This window comes from Bartonella sp. AC10YNML (assembly GCF_042196825.1).
In the GTDB taxonomy this organism is placed as follows: Bacteria; Pseudomonadota; Alphaproteobacteria; order Rhizobiales; family Rhizobiaceae; genus Bartonella.
In genome coordinates this window covers 1-9,470 of sequence record NZ_JBHIRA010000026.1, presented here as the reverse complement: position 1 = coordinate 9,470, position 9,470 = coordinate 1, and the positions used below count along the sequence as shown (strand labels likewise).

Annotated in this window: 14 protein-coding genes and 1 pseudogene; 4 read left to right on the top strand and 11 right to left on the bottom strand. The window is 38.3% G+C overall.

Features of this window, described 5'->3' with window-relative positions; genetic code table 11:
* From ACFINA_RS08995 to ACFINA_RS08975, 5 genes are all read right to left on the bottom strand, one after another.
* On the bottom strand, window positions 1–1,181 hold a 1,181-nt coding region (locus tag ACFINA_RS08995; protein ID WP_375615455.1), incomplete at its 3' end, for a phage terminase large subunit family protein.
* Complete coding sequence (locus ACFINA_RS08990; RefSeq protein WP_375615454.1) at window positions 1,171–1,740, bottom strand: hypothetical protein; 570 nt, start codon at window positions 1,738–1,740, stop codon at window positions 1,171–1,173. The genes ACFINA_RS08990 and ACFINA_RS08995, both read right to left, overlap by 11 nt.
* Window positions 1,741–2,098: 358 nt before the next feature.
* Entirely contained in the window at window positions 2,099–2,629 is a 531-nt protein-coding gene (locus ACFINA_RS08985; protein WP_375614625.1) for an antA/AntB antirepressor family protein, read from the bottom strand.
* 541 nt (window positions 2,630–3,170) lie between these two features.
* On the bottom strand, window positions 3,171–3,749 hold the full coding sequence (locus ACFINA_RS08980) for a hypothetical protein (RefSeq protein WP_375615453.1): 579 nt from the start codon (window positions 3,747–3,749) through the stop codon (window positions 3,171–3,173).
* A gap of 3 nt (window positions 3,750–3,752) precedes the next feature.
* A complete protein-coding gene (locus tag ACFINA_RS08975) occupies window positions 3,753–4,073 on the bottom strand; it encodes a hypothetical protein (RefSeq protein ID WP_375607176.1) in 321 nt (106 codons plus the stop codon).
* 345 nt (window positions 4,074–4,418) lie between these two features.
* Here ACFINA_RS08975 and ACFINA_RS08970 point away from each other — a divergent pair, with 345 nt between their 5' ends.
* Window positions 4,419–4,601, top strand: a complete 183-nt coding sequence (locus ACFINA_RS08970) for a type II toxin-antitoxin system HicA family toxin (RefSeq protein WP_019220217.1) — start codon at window positions 4,419–4,421, stop codon at window positions 4,599–4,601.
* A gap of 20 nt (window positions 4,602–4,621) precedes the next feature.
* On the top strand, window positions 4,622–5,044 hold the full coding sequence (locus tag ACFINA_RS08965) for a type II toxin-antitoxin system HicB family antitoxin (protein ID WP_375607163.1): 423 nt from the start codon (window positions 4,622–4,624) through the stop codon (window positions 5,042–5,044).
* A gap of 2 nt (window positions 5,045–5,046) precedes the next feature.
* On the opposite strand, the gene ACFINA_RS08960 is transcribed toward ACFINA_RS08965, so the two are convergent.
* Window positions 5,047–5,589, bottom strand: a complete 543-nt coding sequence (locus ACFINA_RS08960) for a hypothetical protein (RefSeq protein WP_375607164.1) — start codon at window positions 5,587–5,589, stop codon at window positions 5,047–5,049.
* Window positions 5,590–5,599: 10 nt separating this feature from the next.
* Window positions 5,600–6,046 (bottom strand): single-stranded DNA-binding protein, encoded by a 447-nt coding sequence (ssb, locus tag ACFINA_RS08955; protein ID WP_375615452.1) that lies wholly within the window; start codon window positions 6,044–6,046, stop codon window positions 5,600–5,602.
* Window positions 6,047–6,347: 301 nt separating this feature from the next.
* Between ssb and ACFINA_RS08950 the strand changes: the two genes are divergently transcribed.
* A complete protein-coding gene (locus ACFINA_RS08950; RefSeq protein WP_004859817.1) occupies window positions 6,348–6,539 on the top strand; it encodes a hypothetical protein in 192 nt (63 codons plus the stop codon).
* A 67-nt stretch (window positions 6,540–6,606) separates the two neighbouring features.
* The gene (locus tag ACFINA_RS08945) at window positions 6,607–7,035 is read left to right on the top strand and encodes a type II toxin-antitoxin system HicB family antitoxin (protein WP_375607166.1); all 429 of its coding nucleotides are present in this window, start codon (window positions 6,607–6,609) and stop codon (window positions 7,033–7,035) included.
* A gap of 42 nt (window positions 7,036–7,077) precedes the next feature.
* Here ACFINA_RS08945 and ACFINA_RS08940 read toward each other — a convergent pair whose 3' ends face one another.
* The 4 genes and pseudogenes from ACFINA_RS08940 to ACFINA_RS08925 form a co-directional block, all read right to left on the bottom strand.
* Entirely contained in the window at window positions 7,078–7,608 is a 531-nt protein-coding gene (locus tag ACFINA_RS08940) for an antA/AntB antirepressor family protein (RefSeq protein ID WP_375615451.1), read from the bottom strand.
* A 272-nt stretch (window positions 7,609–7,880) separates the two neighbouring features.
* The gene (locus ACFINA_RS08935) at window positions 7,881–8,207 is read right to left on the bottom strand and encodes a hypothetical protein (protein WP_375615450.1); all 327 of its coding nucleotides are present in this window, start codon (window positions 8,205–8,207) and stop codon (window positions 7,881–7,883) included.
* A 181-nt stretch (window positions 8,208–8,388) separates the two neighbouring features.
* Window positions 8,389–8,775, bottom strand: a complete 387-nt coding sequence (locus ACFINA_RS08930; protein ID WP_375615449.1) for a hypothetical protein — start codon at window positions 8,773–8,775, stop codon at window positions 8,389–8,391.
* Window positions 8,759–9,470 (bottom strand): annotated as a pseudogene (locus ACFINA_RS08925) (hypothetical protein); the annotation flags it as partial. The pseudogene ACFINA_RS08925 and the gene ACFINA_RS08930, both read right to left, overlap by 17 nt.

Sequence of the window (9,470 nt, the reverse complement as noted above, 5' to 3'; positions counted from 1 at the left end):
ACTTCAAGCTCTAAACGATCATTTTGCACATCAATGCCTGCTGTCAACACGACGGCTTGTTCTGGTGCAAGGGGATAGTCTTCGCGTTTTGCATAAAGGCTGTCTGGATCAACAACTTCGCCTGTTCTATCCTCCCATGGCTCTCCAAGTACTGTATTAATAAAAACTTGCAAAAGAGCAGGGTCTTCTTTGGCTCTTAAAAATTCGCGCGCACAATCGCCCCAAGTCAGCCATGGGGAATAAAGCGCTGAAATATGGTAAGAACGCAGACGAGGCTTACTTGACTCCTGTGTTGCGATCCAGCAAGCACCGTTTTCTTCTGCCATTAAGGTGGACTTACGATGTTCGGCATGTTCATGACCACAATGCGCACAAACAAAAACAGCTTTTTCGGGGGCGCCTTTTTGCCACTTGATTTGTGACCAAAAAATCGGTTGTAGCGTACCACACGCATCACAAGGAACATTGTAATATCTCTGGTCACCAAGCATAAAATCCTTGGCGATACGGCTTGTGTCACGGTGTGTCGGCGTGGACAATTTAAAAATTTTACGTTGAATAAAAGCAGAAGTTCGTTTTTCAGCAATTGTTACAGGATCGCCTTCATTATCGACATTCAATGGGTAAGCATCGACTTCATCCAAAACCAAATAGCGAATAGGAGAAGAACGCAATCCAGCAGCACTATTTGCTCCTGTAATCATCAATGTCCCCCCATAAAATTCCTTTGAAAACATTGTATTTCCACTGTCTCTTGCACGAGCAGGAGCAATGCGTTCACTTAAAGCAGGGCTAGCTGAAATCATCGGATCAAGACGAGACTTTGACAGTTTCTTAGCGGTCTCAACGGTCGGCATCACATAAAGGGCAGGTCCTGGACTATGATGAATGGCATAACCACAAAAGTTCAACGCTGCTTCCGACATTCCAATCTGAGCCCCCTTCATCACAACCGTTGTTTCAGTCGGATCATAAACAGAAAGATTATCCATGATCTCTCGTAAATAGGGGGTACGTATAGTCCTCCATAACCCAGGCTCAGCACTCGTAACTGTGCTCAAATAACGATTTTTATCAGCCCACTGGGAAACAGTATAAGGCGGGTCAGGACGGCGTCCTTCATTCGCATAGCAAAAAAAGAGCCCAGCATCAGAGGACGAGGGCGAAGCATCACTTATCATGTTCTGGATTCTCTTCTAAAATGTTGGGATCGTGAAAAGAAACAGGGACGACATTTTCTACTAAAGCTTTGCGCATATGATGATCGATAGCTCCAATAAGGCTCGCAGCATCACATCCCACTTGCGCCGCAATTTCAGTACCAAAGCGATAGGCAAAATTGAGCATTGTATCTCGATGCGCTCTTCCAAAGTTCCATGCTTCTTTTCTCACTTCTTCACGATCAACAGTTGTTTCACGCAATCGTTCAAGTGCAATCTTTTCTTTTGCTAGCGCAACTTGCATTCGCTCCAGTTTAATCTTGTATTCATTGGCACCCTCTGTAGAGACTTGTTTGATCTTTGTTCGCGGTTGGCCATCCGGTGCTAAAAATGGAGCAGGGCGTTTTGTTGGATTCTCATTCCAGATGCTTGTGGCAAGCGCTTCATTAACAGAACCATCTTCAAAAAGAGCCTTATCAAACTTCCCTGTCTTAAGACGAGAAACCACTGCATTAGGAGAAACACGCATCTTTTTGGCAAACGCACGAAGCGATAAACCTTTACGCGTTTTCTTATTCATAGTTGCTCCTTTCCTTCTTTTCTGTCCTAAGAAGGAGGCGGTTACGGCGTATTAGGATAAAGAGAGATTTACGGTACCAACTGAAAAACAAGATTTAATACGATAAGGAAATACTTAACACATTAAATTCGTTATTTATCAATGTGTTATGTGTACAATGTACAGTCAATTTAAAAATTCTGTCGCTAGCGATAGTTCGCGCTGGCCTGCCCCGCAATGAAGCCAACCCGCTGGGAAGTACCTTTTGCATTGATTTTATTTACTTTTTTATGGAAAAAGAGAGGCATAATTGGCAATTTTCTTTAAATTAACATCCTCTCCACTCTGAAAGTGGAGAAGATGAGATCATATTTTAAACTTAAGCAGCTTTCGTAACAGACCTTGCTAAAACCTGCTTAGCTTCTTTAATGAGAGCTTTATATTTTCTATTCTCTTCATCTACTCTGAAAGCATCAACAAGACGCACATGGATAGGACCTAAAAGATACAAAGCTTTTTCACCAGCATTCATACCCTCCCAGTAACTTGGCAAATCAAAGCGTGTATCATTATCATAATCACCAGATTGACTTTTTAACTTTTTTTCGCACTCAATAAAGTAACGACGAGCCTGTCTACCTTTCTCATTGCGTTCAACCATGGAAAGTTCTTTGGCCATGTCTAGTGTGATATGATATTCTTTACTTATAACATTTTTACGTTTCTCATTTTTGAGAAACGTAAAACCATAATCTTGATTTTCCAAAAATCCATATTCTTTAATACGGCGTACAATCCAATCTGCAAATTTAGAGTTAACTTCTAAGAACATATATAATTCACGTGCGTTAACAGTTTGCACAGTTTCTTGTCCAACAGCTTGTTCTGATATTTTAATTAGAGTGTTCATCTTATTAGTCCTTTGTTTTATAAGTTAAAGTATCCAGGGCTAAAACAACCGAACTAATACAGTCCTTCGTATCTTTAGGTTATCCTTGGACATACACACGAAGACCCTGGACAAAATTTCTTATGATGGGCAACAGATCTTTCGGGATACTGTTGAACCGATTAGTTACGAGGTGTTTTAAGCCTGCCAATCAGACTATAGCTGTTCACAGAAACTGTCAATTATTTTTTGAAAAATCCTAAAAGTATTGACAACCAACAAAGGATGCCGGGTGCTAGAAAACACGGTAGATAGTCCGTCGTTATGCTTTTCCCAAAAGGGTATTGTATAGCATAACTACACCCGACGAGATCATTATATGCGACGAGCATAGAATGAGTCAAAGCCTTCAATGTGCGGAGAAGAGATCGTTCCGGCAATCTATCCGCTATCTATCAAGGTGTTTTCTAGGCACCTGATTTAACGATATATGTTTTTTGTGAATCTTGTCAAGCAATAAGATTTCTGTGTGTAACATATAGATAAAGCGTGAGAACATGATCTATCCTTTCTTATTAGCGGCGTATTCTTGACGTTTAAGTTGTCTCTGTATGTTTTTGATTAGTCTTTCATTGGCTTCTTTTACAATAGCACTTGCAATCTCTGGCTTGGACATCACTTTAGCAATTGAAGGTCCTTCTTGTTTTGCAATGGGGAATTGATCTCCGTCATCTCTTTGAAACACATTCCCTCCCATTTTCAAATCAACGCGCTTTTGAAAACTCCCACCCTTAATAAAACCATGAGGCAAGATTTCTTTCTTTCCAAATAGTGTGTAAGCCACGCCGTGTTTTGTTTCTTTTGCTTTAAAAAATTTAAGAGGTATTGGTGTTCCAGAACCAATGATATCTGTCTCAAGAAACTTTGCTGTCGCCTTTTCTTTAATATAAACACCTTTTCTTATACCCTTTATTTGGGCTGATGAGATGTCAGCAACTTGCTTTTCAGTAAAGCGTTCAACTTGTTTTGCTGCAGTGTTTAGAGCATTACGCAAAGCCCAATTAAGGCGAGGGGCTTGAAGGCTTGTGAAGGTATTTTTTGCCTGTTGAAGATACCATTTTTGGTGGATGATTAACTTCAACTTTTAAGCCTTTTTTGGGGTAGGTGTTGATGGCTTGGAAGTTTTAGGTGTTTTGGGTTGTTCGAGTGGAATTTCCTCAGCTGCTGATTCAGTTGATGTTTGTACGGCTTCTTGTTCTATCTGCTTAATTTGTTCAACTACCTTGTCAGGTTTTATTTTTGTTTTAACATCAACAAAAGGTTTAGCAGCATTTGCACGCTTGAGACGTGCGTAGACTTGATTGGAAATCTCCACAAATGGATTATTGGGAGTTGAAGTTTCAAAACGAACAGTGCTTTTATTATCGCCAACAACACACATTGGCTTGGTGATGATTGCTTTCATCATTGCTCCTTTTGAGTCATAATTAATGACATAATTAGTCAAATATTGATTTTTATTTTGTGAAAAATTAATTAGCCAGAATTAGCAAGAAAACAGGGCTTTCTAGCCACGCTTCAAGTTAACATTTTGCTGAATTTTTGGGGATATTTTTGAATTTTAGACGCAATACAACTACTGCCATGCTGTCATTAAATACGATTTTTTACACTATGTCAACAAAAAAATCATGATCTTGTATTTTTTTTATTTTTTTACCTAAATATGGTGTTTTAAAAGATGTTCTTTATTTTCCTTCAATACAACATTTATGTTGCATTGAAACATTTTAGATGTTATATTATTATAATGAATAGTCAAGAATTGAAAAGATATCTTACAAAGCATGGTTGCAGTTTTACCTCAGGGAAGGGAGGGCATTTGCTTGTAAAGCGTGGTTCTAAAAAGTCCGTTTTACCTATGCATGGTACGCGAAAAGAATTAGGAACAGGATTAGTCCAGAAGATTCTTAAAGATCTTGACCTAAAATAAGCCTGAATATGGAGGTGTAAATGAAATATGCAATCAAATTTATCAAAGATGACAATGATACTCTTCTAGTCGTCTCTAAAGACTTTCAGGAATTTATTACCTATGGTAACGATGAAAAAGAAGCTTTGGAACAGGCTAAAAATGCACTTTTAACAGTCATTATGGGGCGTTTCCAAGATCGTGAATTTATTCCCTTTGGACATCGTGATATTGCCTATCCTTTTGTTGAAGTATCTTCATTGGTGACTTTAAAAATTGCAATACATAACGCTATGATTGAAAAAAACTTACGCAAAGCTGATCTCGTACGTCTTTTAAAACTTCATCCAATACAAATTGACCGATTGTTGGATTTAAACCACGCAACCAAATTAGATGCCTTAGAATCTACTCTCATTGCTCTTGGAAAAGAGATCTCTATTAATATTCAAAATGCTGCTTGAATTTAGCGGTTTTGTGTAAAATGCTTATGAAGCGCATTAAGAACGACACACAGTGAATTAACAAGATATGGTAACGATTGCTCTTCTACAACAATGTATTGTAGTGCGGCATAAAGATTATGCTGTCTATAAAGGCATTGTGCTTCTTTTAGCACCTCTTTCATTGCTTCATAGTAATGAGTAGTTTTTTCAATCCATTGTTTTTTTGCCTCTTCATTTAAAGATGGAGTAAAGTCATCATAAATTGCATTTGGTAAGGCTTTTGCACAGAGGTAATTATTTCTCACTTCAAGATATTTTTGTGCAGCATCATACTGATCTTGATTAATCACACCTTGCAGATAAAGCCGTCCGATATAGGTAGCGGAAAGCGGATTTTTAGCATCTTCTATGGTCAAACCAAATCGCTTGGCACGCATTTCAATTGCCAATTTATCAATCGGTTCACGCGGTATTTTTGCTCGCGAGATACGACCATTGGGTTCTCTGAGACATCCATTAATACGAGGACGTCCACGTTTTGCATGTTTTTTTCTTTTAGCCATATTTTTTCAATCAGAATGGCATGCTATCGTTAAGAGCTGTTCTATAATCTTGAGCACCTGAAGCGATAGCATAATTTTGAGAAGTAATGGGTGAAGGGAATGCCGATTGCTCTTTTTTGGCATCAAGCAAATACAACTCGCCTTTGAATTGTGGTAAGACAATCTCTGTTGTGTAACGGTCATGACCATTTTTATCTTGCCATTTACGTGTTTGTAATTTGCCTTCTATGTAAACCTTTGAACCTTTACTGAGATACTGAAGAGCAATTTTTGCTAAATGTGGATTAAAAACCACAATGGAGTGCCATTCTGTCTTCTCTATTTTTTGATTGGTCTTTTTATCTGTATAGGTTTCAGAAGTTGCTATACTAAAATTGACTATTTCAGCTCCAGAATTCATTGTTTTGCTTTCGGGATTAGCACCAAGGCGCCCGATTAACGTCACTTTATTTAGCATATTTGTAGCCCCATTAGATTAGCAATTTATACATAAAAAATCTTAGCATAATTTGCATATTTATGCAATTATTTCAGTTTATTAATAACAGTTTTTTAAGTATTACATTATAATATTATTTGACAAATTATTCATCAAAAAAACATGTCACACAAATGGCACCGCTTTCTTATTACTGCTTTTAACTTTTTAATAAATATCCTTTCATTTAAGAGTCTGTATCAAACTTTTTTGTTCGATTTATTGTTGACCATCGAACCTTTTTGTGCGATATTCATTTTATGCAGAAAGGGGAGGCTAAATGAAACGAGAAGCACTGCTTAGAGAATTACGTAAAGAAGCCAGAAAAAGAGGCATTCATTACAGTGAAGCTCCTGATGCAGGTAAAGGGTCACATTATTTGGTAACTTTTGGAGACAAGACAACCGTTATAAAATCTGGTGAATTGACCCCACTTTACGTGAAAATAATAAAAAAGCAGTTGGGGGTATGAGTTACTCTCTCAACGGCTTTAATTTTTCGTTTCAAAAGCATTTCGATCATGGCGAGGAGACCTAAATATGGAATACACGTATCAAGCAAAACTGGAATCTGATCCAGATGGTGGTTTTATTGTAACCTTTCCAGATGTACCAGAAGCAATAACAGCTGGAGAAAATAGAGCAGAGGCATTAGAGAATGCTGTTGAAGCTTTAGGGTTAGCATTACGGAGCTATCCTATGCGTGGTTTGCCTTTACCAATGCGACAACAGTATAAAGGTCTTGTAGAGGTTACGGTAGATGCATGGAATGCTCTTAAACTTGCAGTGGTAGAAGCCTTTAATGAAGCGAATATCACAAAAACAGAATTGGCACATCGTTTGGGTAAAAAAGAAACAGAAGCAAGACGCATTCTTGATCCCAATTATCCAACGAAGCTTCAAACATTAGAGCAAGCACTGAGTGTTCTTGGCAAGCAAGTTGTTATCACAATCAAAGATGCGGCTTAACTTCCTCCCCACCTTTAAAGATGGGGAGTTATGTTTTTAAATCTAAGCAGCTTTAACAGATTTTTCTAAAACCTGTTTTGCTTCTTCAATGAGTGTTTTATACTGCTTGCTTTCTTCTACCAACGTAAAGGCTTTAACAAGATGCATGTGGAGAGGACCATAAATATAAACAGCCTTTTTAGTTGGAGACATTTTATCCCAATCTTTTGGAAAATCAAAGCGTGTATCATGGTCATAATCAACAGATTGGCTTTTTAACTTTTTCTCACACTCAATAAAGTAACGACGAGCTTGTCTGCCTTTCTCATTGCGTTCAACCATGGAAAGCTCTTTTGCCATGTCTAGAGTGAGGTGATATTCTGTACTTGGACGACCACCTTGGAAGTTTTCGCCAAAATTGGCGAAAACTATATAATCCTGATTTTTTAGAAAACTGTATTTGTTAATACGATCTTTAATCCAATTAGAAAAGTCTCGTTTTACTTCCAAAAACACATGTAATTCACGTGCATTAACGGTTTGGATAATTTCTTGTCCAACAGCTTGTTCTGATATTTTAATTAGAGTGTTCATTATGAACTCCTAGTTGTTAAGGTTTTCTATTGACATCCAAAGAGAATGCCGGGCGCTAGAAAACACGGCAACTAGCCCGTCGTTATGCTTTTCCCAAAAAGGGTATTTTATGGCATAACCACACCCGACAAAATTATTATATGCGTGTAGCACACAATGAGTCAAAGCTTTTAAATTGCGGAAGATCAGTTATTTCGGCAACCAATCCGCTAGTTGTTTTAAGGTGTTTTCTAGGCACCTGATTCGACAATAGACATAATGTTGCCATATTGTCAAGCAACTTCCGATAACTTTTTAATCTCTCTATTGATCTCGTCTATAAGAGGTTCGTAATTGAGAACGCTTTTCGGAATATTCCCACCGTAAACCCATGCTTTTACTTGCGCTTTGGTACTGAAATCCGCATTTTCTGGTGTGGTGTAATACTGACCGCCATCAAACTTTTCACACTCTCTTGTGCCGTCTTCATATTCATAGAGGTTGTAAAAATACTCTGCTGCTCCATCTCCCCAAGGAACATAACCAACAGCTGTTGCAACAAACTCTTTTTGCATTGGTTGTTTACGCTTTTTTAAGAACAGGTCTTTTAATATTTTCATGTTTTTAGTCCATAATTTTACCAATGGTTTTGTTTGCCTTAAATTTAAGCGTACAGAAGCTTTTTAATTTCAATATGGTTTTCATCATAAAATCTTTAAATCGCTTTGTACGGTACCTTTTTGATGATTTAAACGCATATCTAATCACAAAACCATCAGCACTTTTCACTAGTTTGCTGTTTTAAGCCGCTTTTGAATTGCTACTGTTATGTTGCTCTTCACTAGGCTTGCCTATTCTCATGAATGAAATGCGCTTGCCTCCTAAGGCTAGGTTACGCGTATTTTCAACTGCTGTAAAAACTCTCTCAGCAACACCATAAAGCCCGCTTTCTAAATCACGACAATACTGCGCTAGATCAGCGCATGAAGGCACAAATGTTGTGGACATGCCTTTTGCTTCACCACGGATAAGATTTTTAACAGCTTGCAACAAAGACCAGAGTGAAATGCCGTTAAGAGCTGCGATATAAGCCTTTGCACGCGCTTCTACATTCGAAACTTTTTGCATTGTCAAACCACCTTCAAGCACATCAAGAGCCTCTGCTATGTCTTCAACAGACGCTTTCACGGTAAGTAAGTTTTGAACAGTCTGATAAGCTTCTAAAGCTTGTTTCTCTAGGGTTGCTGTCAATTCCATGCCATTTCTCAAGGTCCATGGGAACTCCAGAGTTACACATTGCTCTATCTGTTGCACGGTATCTTGTAGAGGCGTCACTAAGCTGTGTTGCACCGATAAGATTACGGATTGTCTCTCCGGTACTACCACGAGTTCTTTGATCTTTTGAAAAGTTTCCATTGTTTCCACCATTGTTGTTCGTGTTTTTCGTTTTTTCTAAATCATCAACTGCCTTGCGTACCCAGTTACGCCATGTTGCTTGCCAATCGGTTTTGGTTGCATTTGCTCCGGCTTTTGAACGCCAATAATCTCGAAATTTTGCGATTTCGACTTTCACGCGCTCTGGAGGCAAACCCGCTTCGATTGCAAAATCGTAATCCGGTTCAAAATCCTCTGGCAATCGACAACCGCGATTAGCTTGCGCTCGTTTTGCTTTTTTGGGAACGTTCTCTTGCTCGTGAATGGGAGGTTGGTTATCTGCTATCGTTTCGTTTTGCTCTGATGTGGTCTCAACAGCAGCAACCTCGATTGGCTCTTGAACCAAATCAGTGATTTCTAAACTTTCAGAACCAATTTCTTTTTTTGATAAAACGATAGTTTTATTTTTTTTATATATATTATTCTTATTCTGGTTCTTTATAGCTAGA